We start from the raw sequence: 23,501 nt of genomic DNA on the forward strand, positions 1-23,501 counted from the left end.
GCACGAGATCCGAAAGGAGACGTGCCGTGCACGACGCTTCGCACCCCGCCGCCGGCGGCGGGTACTTCGACCGGCTGGACGCCGACTGGGCCGCGCTGTGCGCGGACCCCGCGGTGCGCCAGGCGGTGACCGACTGGGTGACCGATGGCCGCCTGACCGACGACATCGCCGCCGTGACCGATTCCTGGTCCGGCTCCCTGACGCCCGAGCAGCTCCTGGCCGCGCTCCGCCCGACGGCCGACGGCGTGACCGATGAGCTGACCGACGCCGTCCTGCGGGCACTCCTCCAGCGCGCCGCCGGCCGTGACCGATCGGCCGTCCTCGCCGGCCGCGTCATCGTCCAGGCGATGCTCCCCGCTGTCCTCCGCATCACCCGCGGCCAGGTCCGCGCGACCGGCGGCCGCACTCGCGACGCGGTCGGTCACGTGACCGTGGCCGCCCTCTACGAAGTGGCCCGCGCCGGCCGCATCCACCTCCGCCCCGGCCGGCCCGCCGCCAACCTGACGCTCGACACCCTGCGCCGGGTCCTGGCCGAGCTCGCTGCCGAGCAGCGCCCGGCGGGGGAGGACCTCGCGGCCGCGGAGCACCTCGCCGACCGGGCGCCGGGCCCGTACGAGATCGCCCGCGCCCGTACGGTGCGCGCGGCCGCCGCGGAAGCCGGCCTGCACGCCGGTCCGGCCGGCGACGCCGCGAGTGCCCCGGCCCGGCTGGAGCTCCTGGAGCTCCTCCTCGACGCGGTGCGCGACGGCGCTCTGTCGACCACGGACGCCCAGGCGCTGGCCTGGCACCACATCAGCGGCGGCATCCCGGACGCCGAGGCCGCCGCCCGCGCCGGCACCACTGCCGGCGCCTGGCAGCGCCGTCGCTCGCGGGCCCTGGCCCGCCTCACAGCATCCCTCCAGCCCGAGGCCGCGGCATGAACCGGACCACCGCCCCGGCCACCGTCCGCACCCCCCTTTGGAGATGCGTCTTGACCACACCCGCCGCCGCGACGTCGCTGGACGCGGACGAGGAGCGCGTCACCCGCGCCCAGCGTCTGCTCGTCCACCTCGGCGCCGCCCTCGTCGCCCGCCCCTTCGACACCGGCACCCACGAGAAGCTCCGCGCCTTCCTCGACGAGGACGCCGAACCGGTCCTCGCCTCGCTGGCCGCACTCAGCCGGCGACCGGAAGCGGAACTCCGCAGCCGGATCGCGGAGCTGGCCGGCCACACCCTGCGCTCGGCCGGAGGAGCGGCATGAGCCCCGTCCTCACCGGCCGCCGTAGGCCGGCCGCACCGGCCGACCCGCAGACACCGCCGGCTGTCCAGGAGACCGAGGCCGTCCATGAGGCCGGATGGGTCGGCGGCTGGTCGACCGGCGCCCAGGCCAACTCGGCCGCGCTGATCCGCTGGACCGTCTGGGGCCTGATCGCGCTCGGCCCCCTGCTGGGCGCGCTCGCCTACCTCTCGGTGCCCGCCACGTCCGCGGCTCCGGCGCCGAAGACAGCCCCGTCCGCCCCGTCCGCGAGCGGCGGCCAGGGCGCGGCCGGCTTCGCCAGCCTCTTCGTCGCCGCCTACCTGTCTGCCGGGCGCGGCGACGAGCCCAAGCTCGCCGCCTACTACCCGCCGGCCGCCAGCATGCAGCTCGACGGCGTCTCCGGCCAGCACCGGGGCGAGCAGCTGACCGTCGTCCGGCTGCGCCAGACAGACACCTCCGTCTGGGCGGTCACGGTCGCGGCCCGCGTCACCGGCGCACAGCCCACGGCCACGCCCTCCACGCAACCGGGCGCCTCCCCGAGCCAGTCGGCCGCGACCGACCCGGTGCGCTACTTCCAGGTGCCCGTGGCCACCGCGCCCGGCGCCGGGGGAGCGACCGCGTACACCGCGCTCGCGCTGCCGGCCGAGGTCGCCGCACCCGAGCGGGCCAAGACCCCGGAGCTGGTCTACGGCGCGATGCGCCCGGCGCTGCCGACCGATCCGCGCACCCAGGCGGTCACCAGCTTCCTGTCCGCCTATCTCACGAAGGCCGGCGCTGAGCTCGACCGCTACCTCGCCCCCGGCACGCGCCTGGCCGCGCCGTCCCCGGCCCCGTACTCGGGTGTCGCGGTGGACCAGTTCGCCGTCGAGGGCGAGACCGGTGGCGAGCCGGTGGTCTCGGTCCCCGGCGACGGCACCTCGCTGCGCCTGCTCGTCACCCTCCGGGCGACCGGCCAGGACGGGGTGCGGCTCCCGCTCACCTACGCCCTGACCCTCAAGGCCCGCGCCGGCCGCTGGGAGATCGCCAGCCTCGACGGCGCCCCCGCCCTGACCTCACCGACTCCGGCCCCGGCCGCCTCCGGCGCCCCGGTTCCGGCACCCACCCCCACCGCATAAGAGGAGCACCGTCATGCACGACACCGTCACGCTGGCCGCGGGCTGGATCCAGACCGGCACCGGCCTCGGCACCGACATCAAGGGCCTCATCTTCGATGTGGCCATCCCGGCCCTGTGCGGGATCTTCGTCGTGGTCGTGGGCTGGAAGACCAAGGCACCCGGCCCGACGATCATGGCCGTCATCTTCGCGGCGATCGTCTGGGGCCTGTCCGCCAACATGGGCGCCCTCAAGAACAAGACCACCGAGGACATCGTCCAGTACCAGGGCGGCCCCAACGCCGCCCGGAGTGACCAGTGACCGAGGCCGCCGCCCATGGCGGCGAGGTGGACTTCGAGCTGATCGGCCGCTGCTACACCAAGGCCCGGCGCGCGCCGCTGGTCCACGGGGTGATCCGGGACGTCAACGGCGGCCGGGGGATCCGGCTGCCCGGCGGCCCCTACACCCTGACCCAGCTGGGCGGGATCGTCGCCACCGTCGCCGCCCTGATCCTGACCCGCCCCGTGTGGGGCGGCAACGGCTGGCTCGACGTCGCAGCCCTCCTGGTCCTCCCCGCCGTGGTCGCGTTCGTGCTCCGCCACCTCCACATCGACGGACGCAACCCCGCGGCCGCCCTGCTGAGCATCGCCCTGATGCTGGCCGCGCCCCGGCGCGGCCAGCTCCGCGGCCGCACCTACCGGCCGGCCCGCCCCACCCGCGGCGACACCCGCATCCACCTCCCCGCCGACGAACCGTCCGCCGGCGCCCCGCCGAGCGATACCGCCCCCGCACCCGAGCCACGCCCCAGGCCGGCCCGCCACCAGCCTCCGGCACCCGCCGCCCAGCCGCCGACACCCGCCGGGCCCTCCGCGCCCGCCGCGCATGCCGCGCCGGTGGCCTCGGGGGTGCAGGCCCTGCTCGCCCGCCGCGCCCCCACCACTCGTACCTGATTGGAGAACTGACGATGCGCCTGCCGATCCGGCACGTCCAGAGCAACTTGATCTTCACCACTCACGGCACCGTCTGGGCCGTCTGGCGCGTCGCCGCGACCAACTACTCCCACGCCCCCGCCGCCGTGAAGCGCCGCCGTCTCAAGGCCTTGGAGGGCCTGTTCAAGGCGATGACCGGCGAGCCGATGCTCATGTCGCTGTGCCCGCAGATCGACCCGACCGCCGTGGTGCGCGCCATGGTCGACGACATCGACCTGGAGCGCGCGCCCCGTTACGAGAGCCTGGGGCACGCGGTCCTGGACCAGCTGGAGACGATGGAGCTGACGGGCCGCACCGACTGGCTCGCGCTCCCGCTGCCCCCGCTGTCGCAGAAGGACGCGGTGATGTCCGCGTTCCGGGCGGCGCGGGCGGAAGTCTCCCTTCAGCTCGGCCTGATGCCCGCCCTCGTCACCGACGCGGAGGTACAGCGGCGCCTGGAGCAGGCCCAGCGGATCCAGGCCCAGTGGCCGACCGGCGTCTCGATGCGCCCTGCCTCCGAGGCGGAGATCCTGTGGATCTACGGCCACTCCGCGCGGCGCGGGCTCGCCGAACCGTTCCTCCCGGACGGCACCGAGACCCCGGTCCGCGGCCGGGGCCGGAACGTCGCGGCGCTGGGGGAGATCCTCGTCGGCGAGGGCGGCGCCGACTTCAACACCGGCGCCGCGCTGCCGGCCAACCCCTTCACACGGCGCTTCCTCCAGGTCTCCAGCGAGTGGGGCGACTCCTACCAGGCACTCCTGGCGTTGAGCGAGATGCCCGAGGCCTTCGCCCTCCCAGGCGCGGCCTACCTTCAGCAGCTCGACGACCTGGCCTACCCCGTCGACTGGACCGCCCGCCTGGTCATCGTCCCCGGCTCGAAGGCCGAGCCGAAGGTCCGCAAGCGCGCCCGTCACCTCAAGGCCCAGGCCGCCGAGTACGAGGGCGACCCGGCGGGCCCGCCGGCCGCCGTCGCCCGCAACCAGGCCGACAACGAGGAGTACCACGAGAGGCTCACCGCGAACCGGCGCGAGGTGGAGATCCGCGCCATGGTCACCCTCGCCGTCTGGGGCAACAGCCCCGACGACGCCATGGACCGGGCCGCAGCTCTCGCTTCCGACTTCGGGTCCACCGACTACACCTTCTCCCGGCCCGCCGGCGAACAGGCCAGCCTGTGGCAGGCGATGCTGCCCGGCTGCCGCACCCCCCGCGTCATGGCCGGCTACGCGCAGATCCTCCTCGCACGCGACTTCGCGATGGCCATGCCCTGGTGCGGCTCCCAGCTCGGCGACGAGCGCGGCGGCCTCTACGGCCTCCAGGTCGCCTCCGGCGGCGCCCGCCCCGTACTGATCGACCCCGCCCGCGGCCCCCGCGAGAACGCCTCCGCCTCAATGGCCTGGCTCGGCGAGCTCGGCGCCGGCAAGTCGGTGGGCATGAAGAGCGCCGTCTACAACGTCCTCGCCCGAGGCCACCAGCTCGGCCGGCCCGGCAGCCGCGGCCGCGCCGTCATCGTCGACCGCACCACCGACCAGGAATGGGCCCGCTTCGCGAAGGCATGCCCCGGCACCACCCAGCTCATCCGCATCGACCACACCGCCGAGGTCTCCCTCGACCCGCTGCGCCTCTACAGGGAGAGCAGCCCCGAGGTCGCGGCCCGCTTCACCGAGTCCTTCCTCACCCTGCTGCTCGGGGTGCGGCCGATGGACCTCGAAGGCGTCGCCCTTTCCGAGGCCGTCCAGGCCGTCCTGGCCCGGCCTGAGCCGTCGATGCGCGCCCTGATGGACGAGCTCACCGCACGCGGCGCCGGGGACGCGGCCGCTCACGGCCTGGCCCGCAAGCTCGCCTCGGTCGCCCGCAAGGACCTGGCGAGGGTCGTCTTCGACGAGACGCTGCCGGTCGTCGACACCCACCGCGCGGACTCCGTCGTCTTCCTGGTGTCCTCGCTCGCCCTGCCGAAGAAGTCCGAGCTGGCCTCCGAGCACCGGATCCAGCGCCTGGAGTTCGAGAAGGTCCTGGGCCGGGCGCTGATGTACCTGATCGCCGCCGTCTCCCGCGAGACCGCGATGCGCTCGCGGGACGAGTTCGCGGTCACCGTCTTCGACGAGTGCTGGTGGCTCACCTCCAGCGACGAGGGCCTGGAGCTGCTCCTGGAGCTGCTGCGCGACGGCCGCAAGCGCAACGCGGCCGCGTACGTCGGCAGCCACGACGCCGACGACATCGGCCCTGCCGACAGCGAGAAGGGAATGATCGTCCGCGGCCTCATCCCGCACCGCTTCGTCTTCCGCCAGACCAGCCGCCCCCTGGCCGCGCGCAGCCTCGAATTCCTCGGCGTGGACTCCACCGACACCGACCTCCTGGACCTGGTGACCGGCGGCCTCTCCCCGCTCGGCCTGCCCGAGGACCAGCGCCGGGCCCGCGCGGGCGAGTGCCTCTACCGCGACCTGGCCAGCCGCATCGGCCTCATGCGCGTCCTCATCCCCCGCGACCGGGCGATCGAGCGCGTCATCCACACCACCCCGACCAGCCAGCAGGCGGCAGCATGAGAACCCTTCGCGCCCCCTGGGGGCGGCTGCGCCTGCTCGGAACAGCCCGCCTGCGCCTCGCCCTGCTCGCGGCGGCGCTCGCCGCCACCGCCTTCACCATGCTCACCTCGCTGCCAGCCCTCGCCGAGCCGAGCCCGTCCGCACCCCCGGCGCCCACCAGCCCGCCGGCGACGAACCCGCTGGGACCGCCCACAGCCGGTACGCGTACGCCCACCCCGGAGGAGCTCGCCGAGATCGAGAAGATCCTCGCCGACCTCAACAAGCGGTTCACCGACGGCATGCAGGAAGCCTTCCTCAAGGCGGAGGAGGAGCGGCTGCGCAAGTTGCTGCCGGACGAGGGCGGCGTCCTGGCCGTCTTCAACGTCACCGACGAGCGGAACCTGCCGATCTCGGCGTACACCGTCAAGAGCGACACCGGCGGGCTGATGGACTGGGACCTCGGGATCCAGAACCTGCTCACCGAGCTGCCCTTCATGATCACCAAATGGGTCATCGCGTTCTGCTGCTGGCTCATGGTCTGGGCCCTCGGCTTCGGCCTGGCCAAGCTGCTCCTGACACCGGTGCTGTCGGTCGCCAACTCGCTTCACACGCAGGTCATCCTGCAGATGGGGCTGCCGTCCCTGTTCATGTCGGTGTGCGCCCTGATCGCCGTCGTCCGCATCTTCTTCGGGGACCGGGCCAAGGGGTGGGGGGACGCGGCCCTGTCCCTCCTGATCGCCGGGCTCACCGCCACGCTGCTGTCCTCGCCCCCGCAGGTCCTGCTGGGCGAGCAGGACGGCGCCATCGCCGCAGCCCGCGGCCTGGCCCTCGAAGTCGCCGACATCATCCTCGACGCCAACCCCGGTCAAAAGGAGAAGGCCCCCGACGAAGAGGACTCGGCCAGCAGCCGGGCGCTCTCCCGCCCGCTGACCAACGCGCTGACCGACGCATTCATCGTCAAGCCGGCCATGCTGCTCCAGTACGGCCGCGTCTTCGAAGGCGAGTGCGCGAAGAAGTACAGCGACACCAAGATCTCGCAGCTCGCCTACGAGCGGGCCATGAACCAGCAGTACGAGCGTCTGAAGAAGTTCAACAGCTACCGGGCCTGGATCGACCCCACCGGCGCGCAGATCACCGAATGGACCATGCCCCTGGCCAAGCAGTGGGCCCTGGACCACTTCGGCAACCCGCCGATGGAGCAGTTCGAGAAGGACTGCGTCAAGGGCGACGTGCAGGCGGCGAAGCGGGCCTCGATGGACAAGGTCGGCGGCGCGATCTTTCTCCTCGTCGCCGCGCTGATCGTCACCGTCCTGATCGCCGGTCTCGCGGGCAGCTTTCTTGTCGCACAGTGCCGCATCGCCTGGGACGCAATCCGGGCCGAACCCGCTCTCGTGGCCGGGCTGATGCCCGGCGCCGGCCGCGGCTACCTGTGGGACTGGGCGGCCTCCGTCCTGCACTCCCTCGGGCAGCTCCTCGCATCCATCATCGGTCTCGCCGTCCTCATCCTGATCGTCCAGGCGGTCCTCGACCCCGTGCAGCAGGACTGGGGCAATGAGCTCACCCTGCGCTTCCTCGCCGTGGACATCGTGTGCATCGGCGCGATCAAGAAGCGCAAGGCGCTCACGGTCAAGTCCAAGCAGGCTGCGGCCAAGTGGCGCGACAAGATGTCCTCCGGTCGGATCGGCGGGACCAACGGCAGCGCCCTGGCCCCGTCCTCCACCCCGGTGGCGAAGAATCAGTCGATCGCCCGCAAGGTCACCCGCGGCGCGGTCCGCACCGCGATGGTCGGCGTCTCCCTCGCCTCGGGCAATCCGATCGCCGCCCTCGGCTACGCCACGAGCTCCAGCGTCAGCACCGTCGCCCTGATGAACCGCATCCAGTCCGGGGCCAACGGCGGCCGCCGCCCGGCCCGGCCCGCAGGCCAGCCCCAGCCCCAGCCCCAGCCCCAGCCGGGCAACCCTGGCAACCCGGGGCAGACACCGCCCGTCCCGCCGCAGAACCCGCCCGCGCAGCCGCCCAACCCGCCCGGCTCCCCGGCGAACCAGCTCCCTGGCGGCCCGGCGCACAACCTCGCCACCAGCAGCAGCCAGGCGGTCACCGTTCCGAACCAGCTGCCGGGCGGTCCGATGTACCAGCGCGCCGGCACCAGCGGCAGCCAGGCGACCACCACGCCGAATCAGCCCAGCCCCCCGGCCACGCAGGCCACCAGGCGCCACCAGCCCCGCCACCAGGTCCCGACCCAGCCGGCGGTCTCGCCGCGCCAGCAGCAGCTCCGGCAGCGTCTGGACCGTGGCACCCCACGGCAGCCCGGCCCGCGCCGCGTTCCGACCGCGGCCCCGCGGCGGCCTAGTGACGCGTCCCTTACCCGTAACGAGGAGCGGGAGTTGAACATCCGCCGCCGTCGGCAGCGCCGCTCATGAAGAAGAAGTTCAAGGGGTGGCTGGCCGGCGTCGCCGGGCTGCTCGGCCTGGCGCTCGTTTTGCTGGCCGCCGTCGCAGCCCACGTGGCAGGCCTCGGCCAGAGCGAGGCCGAGGCCGCCGCGGCGGCAGCCAGCTGCCCGGCCGGCGGCCAGCCCGGCCTCGACCCGGACACTGCCGAGATAGCCCGCAAGGTCAAGGAGATGCTCGCCGGGAGCGGCGACGTGAACGTGCCCGGCCTCGACGAGCCCAAGAAGCAGATCCCCAACGCGAAGGTGATCGTCGCGACCGGCATCCAGAAGCGGGTGCCGGCCCGGGGCCAGGTCGTCGCCCTGGCCACCGCTCTCCAGGAGTCCACCCTGATCAACCTCTACCACGGCGACCGCGACTCGCTCGGCCTGTTCCAGCAGCGGCCCTCCCAGGGCTGGGGCACCCGCGAGGAGATCATGGACCCCGTCTACTCCTCCACCAAGTTCTACGACGGGTTGGTGAAGATAAAGGACTGGGAGCAGATGCCCGTCACCGTGGCCGCGCAGAAGGTCCAGCGGTCCGGGTTCCCCGAGGCGTACGCCAAGCACGAGCCCCTCGCGACCGCCCTCCAGCAGGCCATCGCCCCCACCCTCGGCGCCGCTCCCGCCGGCCCGATGCCGGGACAGCCCGGCCTCGGCGGCGGCTTCGGCCCGGGGCGGTGCGCCGGCCAGGGCAGCGGCAACGTGGACTTCGGGAACATCCCGCCCGGCTCCCTGCCGGAGGGCTACCAGATCCCGGCCACCGCGCCGCCGCAGGTGCAGACCGCCATCCGCTGGGCGCTGGGCCAGCTCGGCACCATGTACCAGTGGGGCGGCAGCTGCACCAACGCCCACGGCCCCAACCCGTCCGAGCGGTGCGACTGCTCCTCCCTGACCCAGCGCGCGTACGGGGTGGCCGGCAAGGAGATCACCCGCACCACCTACACCCAGATCAACGACGGCCACGTGGTCCCCGCCAGCGCCATCCAGCCGGGCGACCTGCTCTTCGCCGTCGGCTCCGCCTCCCGCCCCGAACACGTCGCCATGGCGATCGGCTACGGATACGTCGTGCACGCACCCAAGCCGGGCCGCGTGGTGGAGGTCGCCCCTCAGGCCCACCTGGGCCCGATCCTGCTGGTCGTGCGCGTCGTCTGATGAAACGGCGGTGCCCGCCCCGGATATCCGCGGGGCGGGCACCGGGCGGCGCGGGTCAGCGCTGGATGGTCACGCAGGGCCGCTCGCTGCGGTGCTCGAACCGCGAACAGATCCGGTCTCCGTGCCGGTAGGACGTGTTCACCTTCCAGGCGACGACCTCGAACTTGTGCCCGCCGTACTCCACCGACTCGGTGGCCTTCCAGGCCCCCACGGTCTGGATGCGCTTGCCGCCCCGAAGCAGGAAGGTCTCGGCCCGGGCGCCCGGGTACCAGCCGTCCAGGGTGGCCCGTACTTCCTTCACCTTCAGGCCTTCGCCGATCACGCCGACACCCACCGGGCCCTTGCCGGCCCCACCGCTCGCGAACGCCGGAGCCGTCCCGACCAGCACCAGCGCGGCCGCAGTCATGTAGATCGCTTTCCTCATGACGAGATCAACGGCGCCGACACCGTGAAGGGCACTCGCCAGTCCCGGCCGAACCCGCCAGCCCCCTAAATCGTCAAGGGATGGCAAAGCATTCAGGCGCGGTGTCTGGATCGGCCGCGAGTTCTTACTTGGTCCAGGTGAAGGAGTTCTTCCCACCGACCTGGAGGCACCGTGCACCACTCCACCCCGTCCCGGCCGACCTCGGTCCGGCCGACATGAGCCTCCCGGACCTGCCGGTTGACGAGCTCCTCGCCCAGCTCCAGGCCGTCCTGAGCGCGGCCGCGCCCTACCTCGTCGCCGCTGGCGTTCTCGGGGCGGCGGTCTGGGTGTGGTGGACGATCCGGCGCGCGGCGCTCGTCCGGGAAGCGCTCGCCGACCGGGTCCAGGTCGAGGTGATCCCGACCAGCACCTTCGACCCCGGTGAGGGCGAAGTCGGCCGCTGGGCCCGCCAGCTCGGGCGCGTGCACTACGCCGCCGACGGTGTCCCGGCCCGCGGATCGGCGGTGCGCCTGCGGTACACCGCCGTGGAGGGAAAGATGCGCTGCTACATCGAGGGCCCGGCCGCTGCGGCCGCGATCCTGAACATGCCCGGCTTCGCCGAGGTCGAGGTCCGCACCCAGCACGGCCAGGCCGACATCCGACCCGTCCGCTTCAACGGCCGGGGAGGAACGCCGTGACCGCCGTCGTCTCCCTCGCCAAGCCGGCGCACGTGACCACCGAGCCGGCGAGCGCGCGCCGGTACGTGCAGCGCGCCGAACTCACCCTGGGCCTGCCCGACTACAAGGCCCTGGCCTCCCTCGGCCTGAGCCCCGACCCGCTCCAGCAACTGGCCGCGGCCATGGCCTCCGTGCGTACCGAGGACGGGGAGCAGGCCGAGGCGGTCTTCGACCTCGTCCCCGTCTCCGAACAGCGCCTGGCCCGCCGCCGACGTCGCCTGATGGCCCGAGCCGCCCGCCGGGGCCCGTCCGCGTACGGCGAGCGCCTCACCGGCGGCCTCGGCGGAGGCGGCTTCTGGGGATCGGCGACCTCCGCCTGGTCCGGCGGTGCCGGCGCTTCCAACCGGTCCGAGCGGATCCCGCGGCAGACCGACCTGCGCGACGGCGTCGGCAAGCTCGAACCGTCCGCCGGGGCGGTGTTCGCCGTGCAGATCCTGCTACGTACCGAGGCCGCCCACCCGCAGCTGGCCCTGGCCCGGATGCACCAGCTGATCGCCGCGCTGTCGATGACCTCGGGGGAGAACTACCTCAAGGCCCGCCGGCCCCGACGATGGGCGATCGGCAAGTTCGAGCGCCGGTTCGCGAGCGGGGAGTTCGCCCCCCATCGCCGGCAGTGGCTGACGGTGCCCGAGCTGGCCGGCTGGCTCAAGCCACCGACGGTGAAATGCACAGCCTCCAGCGTGGTCCGCACCGGCGGCCTGGTCCCGCCCGCCCCAGCCGACCTTCCCGTCTACACCGGGCAGCACGACCTGATCCCGCTCGGCGCCGTGGTCTACCCCGACGGCCGCGAACGGATCGCAGCCGCCCGGGTGCAGGACCTCCTCTTCGGCCTCCAGCTCGGCAAGTCCGGCCACGGCAAGACCGAAGAAGCCCTCGTGCAGTGCATCGCGATGGCCCACTCCGGCTACGGCTGCTGGTTCCTCGACCCTCACGGCGAGGGCTGGGCCCGCGCGAAGCCCTACCTCGCGCACCCGGAGATCCTCGACCGGCTCTGGGAGATCAACCTGGCCAAGGCCGGTCCGGACCAGCCCGTCGTCTCCTGGAACCCCCTGTCGATGGAGGGCCGCACCCTCTCCGACGTCCAGGACATCGTCCGCTCCGTCACCGAAGGCATCGCCGCAGCGCAGGACTGGGGCGACAACGCGCCCCGCGCCCGGACCATCCTCGCCCGCGCCTCCCAGGCCTTGGCCCTGCTCAACCTCCAGGCCGTCCAGGCCGGGCACCCCGAGGCGCAGTGCACCCTCTTCCAGCTGCGCACCTGGCTCACCGACGAGGACTGGCGCGAGGGGCTCCTGCGCAAACTCCCGGACCGCGTCCGCGCGTACTGGGAGACCACCTTCCCCAAGCTGGGCCCGGACGCGGTGCCGACCGTCACCTACGCCATCGACCGACTCGACACCAGCCAGAGCCTCCAGGGCTTCTTCGGCAGCCCCCGCTCCGCGTACGACGTCCGGCACGCCATGGACACCGGCAAGGTCGTCTTCGTCTGCCCGTCCGGCAGCGAGAGCGACGCCCTGGTCAGCTGCCTGCTCATTCACGACCTGCACCGCGCCGGCCTCTCCCGGCAGGACACCCCGCGCGAGCAGCGGAAGACGTTCTGGGCATGGGGTGACGAGCTCACCGCCCTCGACTCCTCCAGCAAGGGGTTCCTCGCCGCCATCGCCGAGCAGCTGCGCAAGTACGAGGTCCGCTTCATCGGCATGACCCAGATGGCGCTCCGGCTCTCCGCCATCACCCGCCAGGCCCTCCTGCAAAACCAGTCCTGGCTCAGCACCTGCGCCGCCGACTACGACGAGGCCGCCTTCGTCGCCAAGAGGTGGAACGGGCACGTCAGTCCGGAGACGATCACCGAGCTCCCGAAGTACCACTACGTGATGTCCGTGAACCTCAACGGCGCCCGGACCACGCCCTTCCGGGTCCGCGGCCTGCCCGTGGACGAGATCTTCGCGCACTACGACAACCCGTCCGGCGTCCCCGCCCTCGACCAGGCGATCGACAGCAACCTCAACCGCCGCCCCCTCGGCGACATCCTCGCCGACCTGGAAGAGCTCGACGCCGTCGTCCTCGCCCACCACACCGGCCGGCGCCCCGGCGGCCCGAGCACCGGCGACCCCACCAGCGTCATCGACTAGAAGAAGGCGAGCACCCCATGCCCTACCCGCACTCCGCCCCCACCGGGCTGGGCCAGGTCGCCCAGCAGGCCGCCCAGGTCCTCTACCAGCACCGTCTCGTCTCCACGATGCAGCTTCACCGGCTCGTCACCCCGCACCACACCCGCTCCGAGTTCCTGCGCCGCCAGCTTCATACCCTGCGCCAGGCCGGCTTCGCCGAGGCCGTAGGACGGCGCAGCGCCGGCCAGACCCAGCTGCTGTGGTGGCTGACGGAGAAGGGGGCACAGTCCGTCGAGGCCGTGGGCCTGATCCAGCCGCGCGCGTACCGGATGAGCCAGGAGGCCGCGCTCGGCCCGCTCCAGGAGCACACCCTCGCGGTCGTCGAGACCGGAGCGGCGTTCGTCGAGCACGCGCGCCGCCTCGGCCACGAGTGCGGTCCCCTGGACTGGTCGCCCGAGATCGCCCACTACTACCGCGACGAAGCCCGACCCGGGGAGGAGCTGTGCCTCGTCCCGGACGCCGTCCTCAACTACGTCCACAGCGCGGGCAAGCAGCGCACCCTGCTCACGTTCTTCGTGGAGGTCGACCGCACCCAGATGACGATCGCCCGCCTCGCGCAGAAACTGCACGCGTACGCCGCCTACCACCAGTACGCGCCCCAGCCCCAGACGGCCAAGGGAACCCGCGGGCCCCGGCGCCAGGCCGCGATGCCGGCCTGGCGTTACCGGTACCCGGTCTTCCCCCGGCTCCTGCTCGTGCTGACGGGAGCCTCCGAGGACCGCCTCGCCCGACGGATCGCCGACCTGCGCAGTCTCGCCGCCAGCGACCCCGCGCTCGCCTCCACCGCACTGCGGGCCGGCGTCACCACCCTCGACCAGCTCCGCACCCACGGCCCCTTCGAGCCCGTCTTCACACCGGTCCTCGGCCCGGCCGAACCGGTGGACGCCTGGATCCGCAGCCCGGTCGCGGCAGCGGCTTGAAACACACAAGCGGGGCGGGAGGCCTATGCCTCCCGCCCCGCTCAACGTTTCCTGCGGACCCAGTGTGATGAACCGCCGTACCGAGTACCTCAACGGCACGACCTGCAGACCTAACCCGTGATCCTATGGAGGGGAACCACGACCTCTCGGCCGGTTGCCCTCTCCCCGAGACGGAAGAACTTCACCTGACCCTCCTTGTGGGTGAACTCCAGCCAACCGTCCGCTTCGAGCTCCCGGCGCGCCTTCGAGAAGTGCGGTGCGGGCACGCCGGCCATCTCAGCCAGCTCAGCCGCAGTCTTCTCGACGGAAGTCTCCAGGCCCCCCAGGATCGCGTACCTCAGCAGCACGTTCTGCTTCAGGTGCGGCAGTGCGCTTATGCGCTGCGCGAGCGCTTCGAGCTCCGGGTACAGATGGCGAGGCATTGGTCTTCTCCTTCTTGGTAGCGGGTCGCCCCGGCACGGTCGGCAGGTGGTAGGCGGCAGCTTCCTGCGCCTGTTCCTCCCCTGAAAGGCTGGAGATGATGTGCGGGCTCGCGCGGTACTTGATGGTCCGCCCGACTCGCTCGGCCACCAGCAGGCACTTGTGCTCTGCCAGCATCTTCGCGATCCGCCGAGTGGCCTGGGGCGTCAGACCCAGGTGATCCGCAGCTTCGTTCGCCGTGGCCCCACCCTTCTCGAAGGCCTTGATACCGCAGAAGAGAAACACCCTGATCGCATCGCCTGTGAGGCCGGACTCCTTGCTCAGCATCTCCATGACCCGCGGGATGGAGAACTGACCATGTCGGCCGCCCATGTTGTACGAGATGCGACGAGGCGGCGGTGGGTCCACTGGCTCCAGCAACTCATACACCTCCCCGGTGGCCCGGTTGAACACATCGCGGGCCCCGCGCACTTCTCTTGGCACTACCGACCCCTGACCTGTGCTGTATGAACGCGCCGATCTTACGGCAGACGACATGTCGGCAACGGTAACTGAGCGAACCCGGCGATTCGTTCCCTGACTACTGGCGACATGTCGTCCTGGGTCAGGGAGAGAACCTCATGGTTCCCGTGACGCCCTGAAGGTCGGATCAAGCGCAGTCTCATGACGCCTAACACAACCGAAGGAACCCTCGGGTTCGTTCGATGTCGCGCTACGACATGATGCACTGCGACATCTATCGGCATCCTAAGATGCCGATATGGAACCCTGGGATGCCGATATTGGCATCCCAGGGTTCGCTTTCTAGGAGCGTTTTCGCAGGTCAGAGGGGTGCGGGGGCTGCGCCCTCTATACGTATTGGGAAGGAACGCCAACTACGGAGTCGACCCGCTCTCTCCTCCTGGAGCCTTCCCGCAGTCACGGCCGCCGTGCACCAACAGCGAGGCGGAGCTGTCCCCCTAAGCCCGCCGGTGTATCGGACCTTCGGCCCGATACCGGGGGACCAGCCCCCCGGACCCCCCGCCAGCGCCCAGGCCGCGCTGGACCGGCCGTAGCGCGGGGGCCAGCCCCCGGACCCCCTGGCAAGGGCTACGCCCCTGCACCCCACACCGGGGGCTCCTCGCCCCCGGACCCCCCGCCAGCGCCTTTCGGCTGCGCTGGACCAGCCACTGCCGCCTGCCCTGCGCGGGCTCCCTAACGGTCGCCCACGCACCGCTCCGGGCCCCAGGGGGCCCTCCACTGGGCAGTTGCCCCTGAGGGAAGTGGCTGGTGTCGTCCAGGGTTGCGAAGTTGGTGACGGTCAGCCGTCGAGGAGTGCGGCGACATACTGCTTGCTGTGATGGGCTGAGGACCGGGTGGGAGCTCAAGTAGTCGGCAAGGTGAACGTTCAAGCAGCAGTCGGACCCGGGCTGATCGGTGTATATGGAGTCAGGTGGTCGGCCTGGGTCGGCAGGAGTCAATCCGAACGAAGAACGACAGTGCGAGCAGCGGGGGCGGCCGGAGTGCTACGCCCGCCCCGCGTGCGCGTCGCGGTGGTCGGCGTCCGGGTGGCGTATGTCTCGGAGTCGTCGTGGTAGGTCTGCTCCAACCCAGACGGTTGCGGCTGTTTCCAGTCATTCCGATTACATATTGAGCCATCCTGCTATCCAAATCTGAAGTGCAGATGAGTCGACATTTTGAGTTGCCGGCAAGGGGTGAGGTCTGAGGGTTTCACTTGTTGACGTCTCGCCCGTCGGACTGAATTCCGAGAAGGTCCCGCGACAGTGTGGAAACGTCCGGTTTGCACCGTCCGCGTGGCCGTGAACTGCACTAACGGCTTTCGATGTTGGCCGCCTCTGCGTAACGTATGGGAACAGTCCGGTCGCTTGTGACGGTTGTGGTCCAAGCCGCGCGAAAACAGGTCCGCAAAGGTCTGCACCGGGCGCGATGGCTTTCTACGGAGAGGCAGCGGTACCCATGGCACGACTCGATCAGCTTGGCCGGAACAGCAGCCGGGCAATCCCTGCATTTCTAGCGCTCTGCGCGGTCCTCACCGCAGGCTGCACCTCGTCGAAGGGGACCGGTGATGAGAAGAGCCAGTCCCCGGCCCCCTCGGTCTCCGCTGCGGCAAGTAAGTCGGCTTCGCTGGACCCTGCCGAGGCTGCGAAGGCCGAAGCGATTTCTACGTATCAGTCGTACTGGACAGAACTTCCGAAGGCCTACGCGGTGCCCGCCATCGAGGGCACCGAGCTGCAGCGGTACACCGCGGCCGAGGCACTGGCGAAGGCGCAAGCAGGTGTGGCCAACCTCAAGACGCTCGGTCAGATCATGACCGGAGCTCCTGTGCTCACGAATCCGACGGTCACGGCCGCTGAGCTCGACAAGAAGACCCCCAACGTGACCATCTCGGCCTGCCTCGACGTCTTGCCGTGGAAGGTCATCCAGAAGGACACCGGCAAGCCGGCACCGCTGCCCTCAACCAGGGCAACCAAATACGTGGTCGTGGCTCTTGTCGAGCGCTGGGAGGACGGCTGGAAGGTCCTCAAGAGCACTCCTCACGGGGACCAGCCGTGCTAGCGCGCAGAAGCTTGGTCCCGGTCCTCGCCCTGTCTGCATTGCTCTCCACCCCTATGGCCATGGCCAATCCGGGGGATCCGCCGTGCCCGGACGAGTACGTCTGCACCGGCGTCGGGCTGCCTGAGGACCCGGGTGGCACCCGCCCAGGCACTGGCGGCGGAACTGGTGGAGGAGGAGCCGGCGGCGATATCGGTGGAGGGAACAGCCGCTACACCTGTACCTACGCCCTGGCTGACCCGCAGCCGTCGGACGACAGCTCGCTGTGGGGGTCTGGCGGTCATCAGCCTGGTGTTTCGATGTATATCGAGGACTGCCTCGACAACGAGACAGGCCTGCATGACGTGAAGAATATTTTCACCTCGGCGGCGCCCGGCGGCGGAGGTCCGGTGATCGACCCCGCAGTGGTGGCGCGGCAGGCAGTATCCAAGATGCGGCTGCGCGCGCCCGCGATCGGCATCACGCCGAAGCCGGGCGGCAAGGGCGTGGTCGGCATGCCCGTTTACATGTGGACCGAGACCGGCCCCGAGACGTACGGCCCGAATGTGGCTTCGGCGTCGGTCGGTCCGGTGTCGGTGACGGCGACCGCCAAGGTGTCGAAGATCGTGTGGAACATGGGCGACGGCCACACCGTGACCTGCACGAGTGCCGGCACCCCCTACAAGCCGGAGTACGGCAAGCAGCCGTCCCCGGACTGCGGTCACCGCTACGACAAGCCGTCCTCCACCACCAGCTCCGGCACCTACCACGTCACCGCGACATCCACCTGGTCGATCGACTGGCAGGTCACCGGCGGCGCCCAAGGCGGCCAGCTGACCGAGATCCGCACCAGCGCCGTGGACATCAACGTCGCCGAGGTCCAGGTCCTCAACTAGTACGCACTGCTTGCACTTCCCCGAGAGGCAGTACCCGAATGGAATCCCCCGCCGCCCCGCCGGTGCCGCGTCCAGCCGGCCCCCGCACTGAACTCCCCATCACCACCGCGGCGCCTGTGAAGAAACAGCGTCGGTACGCCGCGGCTGCCCTGAGCACTGTGCTGGCCGTCGCGGCCGCCCTCGGCGCGGCCGCCGCCGTGACCGCCGTGGGCGACCGCACGAAGGTCCTGGCCATCGCGAATGACGTCCCGGCCGGGCAGCCGCTGACGGACGCGGATGTCATCGTGGCGGAGGTCTCGGCGGACGCGGCCCTGACCCCGATGCCCGCCACCGACCGCGCGAGCGTCGTGGGCAAGCGCCCCGCCGTCGACCTGCGCAAGGGCAGCCTGCTCGTCGCAGCCCAGCTCCAGCCCGGCACCGGCCTCGGTGACGACAAGCAGCAGGTCGGCGTGCAGGTCAAGCGCGGCCAGGCCCCCGCCGGTTCCCTTGTGCCCGGCGACAAGGTCCTCGCGGTCACCGTACCGGGTCAGGGCGAGCAGCCCACAGGTAAGGACGGCGCCGAGGCCCCGCCCACGTCGGTCAAGGCGGTCGTGGTCTCGGTCAGTCGGCCCGACGCGTCCGGCGCCGTCGTCGTCAACCTCGCGGTCGCGTCCTCGGACGGGCCCCTCCTGGCCACCCGCGCATCCTCCGGCCGGATCGCGTTGGTCCGCGACGTGCGGAGCGGATCGTGACCGTTACCGCGCTGGTGAGCGCGAAGTCGTCCGGTGTGACCACCAGCGCCCTCGCCATGACCCTGTCCTCCACGCGCCCCTCGCTGCTGGCCGAGTGCGACCCGGCCGGCGGCACCCTGCGCGCCGGGTTCTTCCAGGCCCAGATCACCGCCGGGACCGGCCTCTACCACCTCGCCGTCGCCGAGCGCGCTGGCGAGGACGCCCTCGCTCGGGCCTTCGCCGACCACCTGGTCCGCCTCGACGCCTCCGGAAACCGCCAGGTCCTACCTGGCCTGACCGATCCCGCCCAGGCTCCCGCCCTCGAACGGAGCTGGCCCGCCCTGGCCCAGGTCATGCGGGTGCTGTCCGACGAAGGCGGCTACGACGTCGTCATCGACGCCGGCCGCCTGGCCCTGGAGTCCGGCCGTCTCCACTCCACCCTCACCCCCGCACCGCTCCTCCACGGTGCGGACCTGGTGCTGCTCGTCGTACGCGCCACCGACCAGTCCCTGGCTCTGGCCCGGCACATGACCGAACCGCTGCGCAACGAGCTCACCGACCGCGGCACCGGCGCCGACGCCCTGGGCGTCCTCCTCATCGAGGACGGACCCCGCCGCGCCCACGAGGTCTCCGAGGCGCTGCGTCTGCCGGTGATGGCCGCGCTGCCCTGGGAGCCGGACACCGCCGCCTACCTCGCCGGCACCGGCAGCGCCCCGCGAAAGCTGAACAAGTCCGCGCTCCTGGGCGCCGCCCGCACCGCCCTCGGCCACCTCCAGGCGGCCGCCTCCCGGCGAGCCCTGCACCAGCAGTACCCGCCGACCCCTGCGGCGCCGACCCCTCCAGCGCTGGCCGCCCAGCCGGCACCGGCTGCCCTCCCGGCACAGGCACAGGCCACTCCTCAGGTTGCCGGGGTTCTTCAGCGCCTGGGTCAGGGACGGGTGGATCCCCGTGTCTGATACCCAGCAGCGCCCTGACGGCCCGACCGCGCACGGCCCCGCCGACATCGCCGGCCTGCTCGCCGGCCGTATCGGCACGACCCGCATTCCCCAGCCCACGACGGCACCAGTCCCGACCCCCGCGCTGCCAGCTCCCGCCCGCCCGGCGGCGGCCGCCAGTGCGGGCGCGGTCCCGAAGTTGGCCGGGCTGCCGGGCCAGCTGCCGGTCGCCTGGGAGGTGATCGAGGCCCTCCAGGCCGAGGTGTCCGCCGAGTTGTCCGCGCACGACCCCAGCCGCCTGCTGGAGGAGAACGACAGGAGGGCCCAGGCCCGGTCCATGGTGACCACGGCCGTCGCCAAGTGGTCCACGAAGTACTCCCACGGCCACTCCTCCCTCTCGACGGCCGAGGAACACGCCATCGGAGCGGCGGTGTTCGACGCGATGTTCCGCGGTGGCCGCCTCCAGGGCCTCCTCGACGAGGAAGGCGTCGAGGACGTCATGGTCGACGGGATCCGCGCGCACATCGAGTACTACGACCGGCCCCGCCGCAGCATCGACCGCGTTGCCGACTCACACGCCGAGCTGATCACCTGGGTCAACCGCATGGCCGGCCTGTCCGGCCACGGAGAGCGCGCCCTGACCCAGGCCACCCCAAACGTCGGCTTCCGCATGCCCGACGGGTCCCGCGTCACCGCGAGCCTGCTCACCACCCGCCCGTCGGTGGTCATCCGAAAGCACCGCATCCGCAATCACGGCATCGACGAGCTCATCCAGTGGGGCTCCATCAACCCGCTGCTGCGGGCCTTCCTCCTGGCCTGCGTCCAGGCGAAGCTCAACATCCTGGTCGTCGGCGACATGGGCGCCGGCAAGACCTCGCTGCTGCGCGCCCTGGGCCGGGAGATCCCGCCCGGCGAGCGGATCGCGACCCTGGAGTCCGACCGCGAGCTCTACCTGGACGAGCCCGGGCCGCCGGACAAGCCGGGCCCCCTCACGTTCGCTTTCGAGGCCCGCCAGTCCAACGGCGAAGTCCGCGGAGGCAACGCGTCAGGCGAGGTCACCATCGGCGACATGTTCCCCACCGCTCTGCGCTACAACGTCAACCGGGTGATCGTCGGCGAGGTCCGCTCCACCGAGGTCCTCCCCATGCTCCAGGCGATGTCCGCGGGCGGCTCCGGCTCGATGTGCACCCTGCACGTCCGCCGCCCGCACGCGATCATCTCCCGCCTCGTACAGCTGTGCACCGAGGCCGGCATGCAGACGGAGGCCGCCAACCACCTGATCGCCTCCGCGATCGACGTGGTCGTCTACCTCACCTACCTCGACGAGACCGCCATCGGCGGCCGCAAGCACCGCTTCGTCTCGCACATCTACGAGGTCCACGACGTCGTCGGCGAGGGCGGACGCCCCACCACCAGCGAACTCTTCGCCCCCCACGGCGACGAACCGCGCGCCGTGTACCGCAACATGCCGTCGTACATAGACGCCCTGGAGCGCACCGGCACCTTCGACCGCCGCTGGCTGACCCAGAACCCCGAAGGCGCTTGGGGCCCGCCCATGAAGGTGGTGAAGCGATGACCGACCTGCAGAACAGGAAGCCCTGTGACCCGCGAAATCGCCTACATCGCCGCCCTCACGGGAGCAGCCGTGGTCCTCACAGGCCTGCTCGTGTGCTGGCTGAGCTGATGACCGAACCAGAGATCCGGGAGGTGCGGTGAACTCCTCGCAGCTCGCTCTCGTAGCCGCGCTGTGCGCCCTCGTCATGGTCCTCGCGGGCCTGATCGCCGTACGCGAGTGGCGCGGCCGCGTGGTGGACCCGACGAAGCCCGCCTCCCGCCGAGCCAGCCGGATCCGCGCGGCGAAGGCGACCCTGCCCGAGGCCTGGCAGCGCCGCTGGCGCGCCGTGGTCACCACCGCCGGGATCACCGTCCTCGCGGTGTGGGCGTGGACCGGGTGGCCCGTCCACGGCATTCTCGCCGGTGCCGCGGTCCTGGGCTTCCCCTTCCTCCTCAACCCCGGAACCGCCGCCGAGCAGCGCATCGAGCGCCTGGAAGCGATCGGGCAATGGCTCAACGGCCTGGCGGGCATCCACACCGCGGGCATCAGCCTCGTGCAGACCATCCGCGCCAGCGCCCGCAACGCCCCCGCACCCATCGCCGCCAACGTGCGGGCGCTCGATGAGCGGCTGCGCTCCGGCATGGACTCCAAGCAGGCCTTCGCCCTGTTCGCCGACGAACTCAGCGACGGCGTCGTGGACCACGTTGCGCTGCTCTTCCAGTCCCACGCGGCGAACATGGGCCCCGGCCTGTCGACCGCCCTGGAGGCGCTCGCGGTGACGATCCACCAGCAGGCCGCCGACGCCCGCGACATCGAGTCCGACCGCGCCAAGATCCGCAAATCCAGCAGGATCGTCTCGATCGTCATCTGCATCGTCTTCGTTGGCTGCATGCTCAACGAAGCCTGGTCCGCCTGGTACCAGTCCCCGGCCGGGCAGCTCGCCCTCGCGATCCTCGGCGGGCTCTTCGCCTGGACGCTGTCCTGGCTGCGCCGGGCCGCCGTGACGAAGCCGGACCCCCGCCTCCTCAATCCGCTGACCCCGGCTGAGCCGGCCGCCGCCATGGGAGCCGCCCGATGATCCCCATGGAAGCGGTCCTGCCCGCGGCGGCCGCCGGCGCCCTCACCGGGGTCGCCATCCGCGCCCTGTGGCCGGCCCGGCCCGACGTCGTCTCCGTCATGGACCGGCTCGACGCCGACCACATCGCCCGCCAGCCCAGGATCACCGCCATCAGCACCGGGTCCCTGCCCGAGAAGGTCGGCACCCGCCTCCTGGCGGGCTTCGGTGAGCGGATCACCCTGCCCGTCCGTGACCTCAACCTCCTGCGGATCAGCCCCGCCGAGCACCTCGGCAAGCGGGCCCTGTTCGCGTTGTACGGGCTGGTACTGCCGCAGCTGGCCAGCGCGCTCCTATCGATGCTGGGCGTGAGCCTGCCGTTCGTGATGCCGGCCGCCGCCGGCCTCGGCCTCGGCGCTCTGTTCTGGCTGTGGCCCGGCCAAGAGGTCAGGAAGGAGGCGGCGGCCGCCCGCCTCGTCGTACGGCACGCCGCCGCCTCCTACCTCGACCGCGTCGCTTTGGCCCGTATCGCCAACTCCGGCGCCGCCCAGGCCCTGACCGACACCGCCGACGTGGGCGACGGATGGATCTTCGAGCGGATGCGACAGGCCTTCTACGAGGCAGACCTCGCCGGCGTCACCGTCTGGGACGCCCTCAAGCAACTCGGCGAAGAACTCGACATCCCCGAACTGACCCGGCCCGCCGACACCCTCGCCCTCGCGGGCGACGGCGCCGCCGTCTACACCACCCTCCAGGCCCAAGCCCGCCAGCTGCGCGTCGCGATCCTCTCCGACGCCAAGGCCCAGGCCAACGAGGCTTCGACGTCCATGGTGCTGCCGGTGACCTTCGCCGTGCTGCTCATGCTCGTCTTCGTCGTGCTGCCGCCCGTCGTCAGCATGTTCAACGGCTAGAACACAGAGGAGAACACCATGCACATCCGCGCCCTGACCACCGTCCTCGCCGCCCGCTGGGAGCGCCTGAAGAACGCGGGCGACGCCGGGCAGACTTCGGCCGAGCTCGCCGTCATCGCCGGCGTTGTCATCGCCATCGCCATCGCGGTCGTCGCCGCGATCAAGACCTTCACCGACGCCAAGATCCCGCTCATCAGCGGCAGCTGAACCAACCACCAGGAGGAAAGGAAGCGGCGTGAAAGACCAGGTCAGCAACCGGTGGCGGCGCCTACGGGCCCGCCTGCGGGCCGAAGGCGACGATCGAGGCTCGGGCAGCGTGGAGCTGGCCGTGCTCGCCGTCGTCGTGCTGTTCCTGGTCTTCGCCGCGATCCAGACCGGCATGTATTTCCACGCCCGCTCCGTCGCCCGCTCCGCCGCCACCCAGGGAGTCGAGGCCGGACGCCAGCTCGGCGCCGGCCCCGGCGACGGCGTTGCCCAGGCCCAGGAACTCCTCGACAAGTACGGCACCGTCCGCGGCGCGAGCGTCTCCGCCGACGGCAGCGGTCCGGAGCAGATCCGCATCACCGTCCGCGGCACCGTCGCCACCCTCGTCCCCGGACTCGAACTGGACGTCGTCCAGAGCGCCGAGGCTCCCGTCGAGCGCTGGGTGGCAGCACAGTGAACCGGGCACGGCGCATCAACTGGCGCGAGGACCGGGGCAGCTACTCGGTTGAGACCGTCATCCTCGCCCCGGCCATCATCGCCCTCATGCTGCTCATGATCGCCTTCGGGCGGATCACGGACGCCTCCGGCGCCGTGGACGGCGCCGCCCGCGCGGCCGCCCGCGCCGCCTCGCTGGAACGGGAGGCCGGCGCCGCGCAG

The 23,501-nt window shown here is 71.6% G+C and carries 23 protein-coding genes; 21 read left to right on the forward strand and 2 right to left on the reverse strand.

The features are described 5' to 3' along the window. The first annotated feature begins 26 nt into the window (after positions 1–26). The 8 genes from AB4039_RS21965 to AB4039_RS22000 are packed head-to-tail and all read left to right on the forward strand — an operon-like array spanning position 27 to position 9,396. A complete protein-coding gene (locus tag AB4039_RS21965; RefSeq protein ID WP_442271593.1) occupies positions 27–920 on the forward strand; it encodes a hypothetical protein in 894 nt (297 codons plus the stop codon). 50 nt (positions 921–970) lie between these two features. Further along, positions 971–1,240 carry a hypothetical protein gene (locus AB4039_RS21970; RefSeq protein WP_442271594.1) on the forward strand — a complete coding sequence of 90 codons (270 nt, stop codon included), beginning with the start codon at positions 971–973 and terminating at the stop codon, positions 1,238–1,240. Then, the gene (locus tag AB4039_RS21975; RefSeq protein ID WP_442271595.1) at positions 1,237–2,352 is read left to right on the forward strand and encodes a conjugal transfer protein; all 1,116 of its coding nucleotides are present in this window, start codon (positions 1,237–1,239) and stop codon (positions 2,350–2,352) included. Before AB4039_RS21970 ends, AB4039_RS21975 begins: the two co-directional genes overlap by 4 nt. Before the next feature lie 13 nt (positions 2,353–2,365). After that, a complete protein-coding gene (locus tag AB4039_RS21980) occupies positions 2,366–2,650 on the forward strand; it encodes a hypothetical protein (RefSeq protein ID WP_360710829.1) in 285 nt (94 codons plus the stop codon). Next, entirely contained in the window at positions 2,647–3,279 is a 633-nt protein-coding gene (locus AB4039_RS21985) for a hypothetical protein (RefSeq protein WP_442271596.1), read from the forward strand. Before AB4039_RS21980 ends, AB4039_RS21985 begins: the two co-directional genes overlap by 4 nt. A 14-nt stretch (positions 3,280–3,293) precedes the next feature. Further along, positions 3,294–5,837, forward strand: a complete 2,544-nt coding sequence (locus AB4039_RS21990) for an ATP-binding protein (protein WP_442271597.1) — start codon at positions 3,294–3,296, stop codon at positions 5,835–5,837. Further along, positions 5,834–8,236, forward strand: coding sequence for a hypothetical protein (locus AB4039_RS21995; protein ID WP_442271598.1), 2,403 nt, complete (start codon positions 5,834–5,836; stop codon positions 8,234–8,236). Before AB4039_RS21990 ends, AB4039_RS21995 begins: the two co-directional genes overlap by 4 nt. After that, entirely contained in the window at positions 8,233–9,396 is a 1,164-nt protein-coding gene (locus tag AB4039_RS22000; protein ID WP_442271599.1) for a C40 family peptidase, read from the forward strand. Before AB4039_RS21995 ends, AB4039_RS22000 begins: the two co-directional genes overlap by 4 nt. Before the next feature lie 55 nt (positions 9,397–9,451). On the opposite strand, the gene AB4039_RS22005 is transcribed toward AB4039_RS22000, so the two are convergent. Further along, the gene (locus AB4039_RS22005) at positions 9,452–9,820 is read right to left on the reverse strand and encodes a hypothetical protein (protein WP_442271600.1); all 369 of its coding nucleotides are present in this window, start codon (positions 9,818–9,820) and stop codon (positions 9,452–9,454) included. 215 nt (positions 9,821–10,035) lie between these two features. On the opposite strand from AB4039_RS22005, the gene AB4039_RS22010 reads away from it, so the two are divergent. Genes AB4039_RS22010 through AB4039_RS22020 form a run of 3 tightly spaced genes read left to right on the forward strand, consistent with a single transcriptional unit; the run spans position 10,036 to position 13,627 of the window. Continuing rightward, a complete protein-coding gene (locus AB4039_RS22010) occupies positions 10,036–10,497 on the forward strand; it encodes a hypothetical protein (RefSeq protein ID WP_442271601.1) in 462 nt (153 codons plus the stop codon). After that, positions 10,494–12,668 (forward strand): ATP/GTP-binding protein, encoded by a 2,175-nt coding sequence (locus AB4039_RS22015; protein WP_442271602.1) that lies wholly within the window; start codon positions 10,494–10,496, stop codon positions 12,666–12,668. Before AB4039_RS22010 ends, AB4039_RS22015 begins: the two co-directional genes overlap by 4 nt. A gap of 17 nt (positions 12,669–12,685) precedes the next feature. Further along, a complete protein-coding gene (locus tag AB4039_RS22020; RefSeq protein WP_442271603.1) occupies positions 12,686–13,627 on the forward strand; it encodes a replication-relaxation family protein in 942 nt (313 codons plus the stop codon). A 285-nt stretch (positions 13,628–13,912) separates the two neighbouring features. Here AB4039_RS22020 and AB4039_RS22025 read toward each other — a convergent pair whose 3' ends face one another. Next, on the reverse strand, positions 13,913–14,380 hold the full coding sequence (locus tag AB4039_RS22025) for a hypothetical protein (protein ID WP_442271604.1): 468 nt from the start codon (positions 14,378–14,380) through the stop codon (positions 13,913–13,915). Positions 14,381–16,003: 1,623 nt separating this feature from the next. Here AB4039_RS22025 and AB4039_RS22030 point away from each other — a divergent pair. The 10 genes from AB4039_RS22030 to AB4039_RS22075 all read left to right on the forward strand — a co-directional run. Next, entirely contained in the window at positions 16,004–16,603 is a 600-nt protein-coding gene (locus AB4039_RS22030) for a hypothetical protein (RefSeq protein WP_442271605.1), read from the forward strand. Positions 16,604–16,899: 296 nt separating this feature from the next. Then, positions 16,900–17,475: an ATP/GTP-binding protein gene (locus AB4039_RS22035; protein ID WP_442271606.1), complete on the forward strand. Its 576-nt coding sequence runs from the start codon at positions 16,900–16,902 to the stop codon at positions 17,473–17,475. A gap of 116 nt (positions 17,476–17,591) precedes the next feature. After that, positions 17,592–18,206: an SAF domain-containing protein gene (locus AB4039_RS22040; protein WP_442271607.1), complete on the forward strand. Its 615-nt coding sequence runs from the start codon at positions 17,592–17,594 to the stop codon at positions 18,204–18,206. Continuing rightward, positions 18,203–19,141, forward strand: a complete 939-nt coding sequence (locus tag AB4039_RS22045) for a hypothetical protein (protein WP_442271608.1) — start codon at positions 18,203–18,205, stop codon at positions 19,139–19,141. The genes AB4039_RS22040 and AB4039_RS22045 overlap by 4 nt, the downstream gene beginning before the upstream one ends. Continuing rightward, a complete protein-coding gene (locus AB4039_RS22050) occupies positions 19,134–20,696 on the forward strand; it encodes a CpaF family protein (protein WP_442271609.1) in 1,563 nt (520 codons plus the stop codon). Before AB4039_RS22045 ends, AB4039_RS22050 begins: the two co-directional genes overlap by 8 nt. 136 nt (positions 20,697–20,832) lie before the next feature. Continuing rightward, positions 20,833–21,753 carry a type II secretion system F family protein gene (locus AB4039_RS22055; RefSeq protein WP_442271610.1) on the forward strand — a complete coding sequence of 307 codons (921 nt, stop codon included), beginning with the start codon at positions 20,833–20,835 and terminating at the stop codon, positions 21,751–21,753. Further along, a complete protein-coding gene (locus tag AB4039_RS22060; protein WP_442271611.1) occupies positions 21,750–22,640 on the forward strand; it encodes a type II secretion system F family protein in 891 nt (296 codons plus the stop codon). Before AB4039_RS22055 ends, AB4039_RS22060 begins: the two co-directional genes overlap by 4 nt. An 18-nt stretch (positions 22,641–22,658) precedes the next feature. Further along, complete coding sequence (locus tag AB4039_RS22065; RefSeq protein ID WP_214936755.1) at positions 22,659–22,847, forward strand: hypothetical protein; 189 nt, start codon at positions 22,659–22,661, stop codon at positions 22,845–22,847. A 28-nt stretch (positions 22,848–22,875) separates the two neighbouring features. Continuing rightward, complete coding sequence (locus AB4039_RS22070) at positions 22,876–23,301, forward strand: TadE/TadG family type IV pilus assembly protein (RefSeq protein ID WP_442271612.1); 426 nt, start codon at positions 22,876–22,878, stop codon at positions 23,299–23,301. Further along, the coding region (locus AB4039_RS22075; RefSeq protein ID WP_442271613.1) for a TadE/TadG family type IV pilus assembly protein at positions 23,298–23,501 on the forward strand (204 nt) is incomplete at its 3' end. The genes AB4039_RS22070 and AB4039_RS22075, both read left to right, overlap by 4 nt.

The organism is Streptomyces sp. M-16 (assembly GCF_052114405.1).
In the GTDB taxonomy this organism is placed as follows: Bacteria; Actinomycetota; Actinomycetes; order Streptomycetales; family Streptomycetaceae; genus Streptomyces.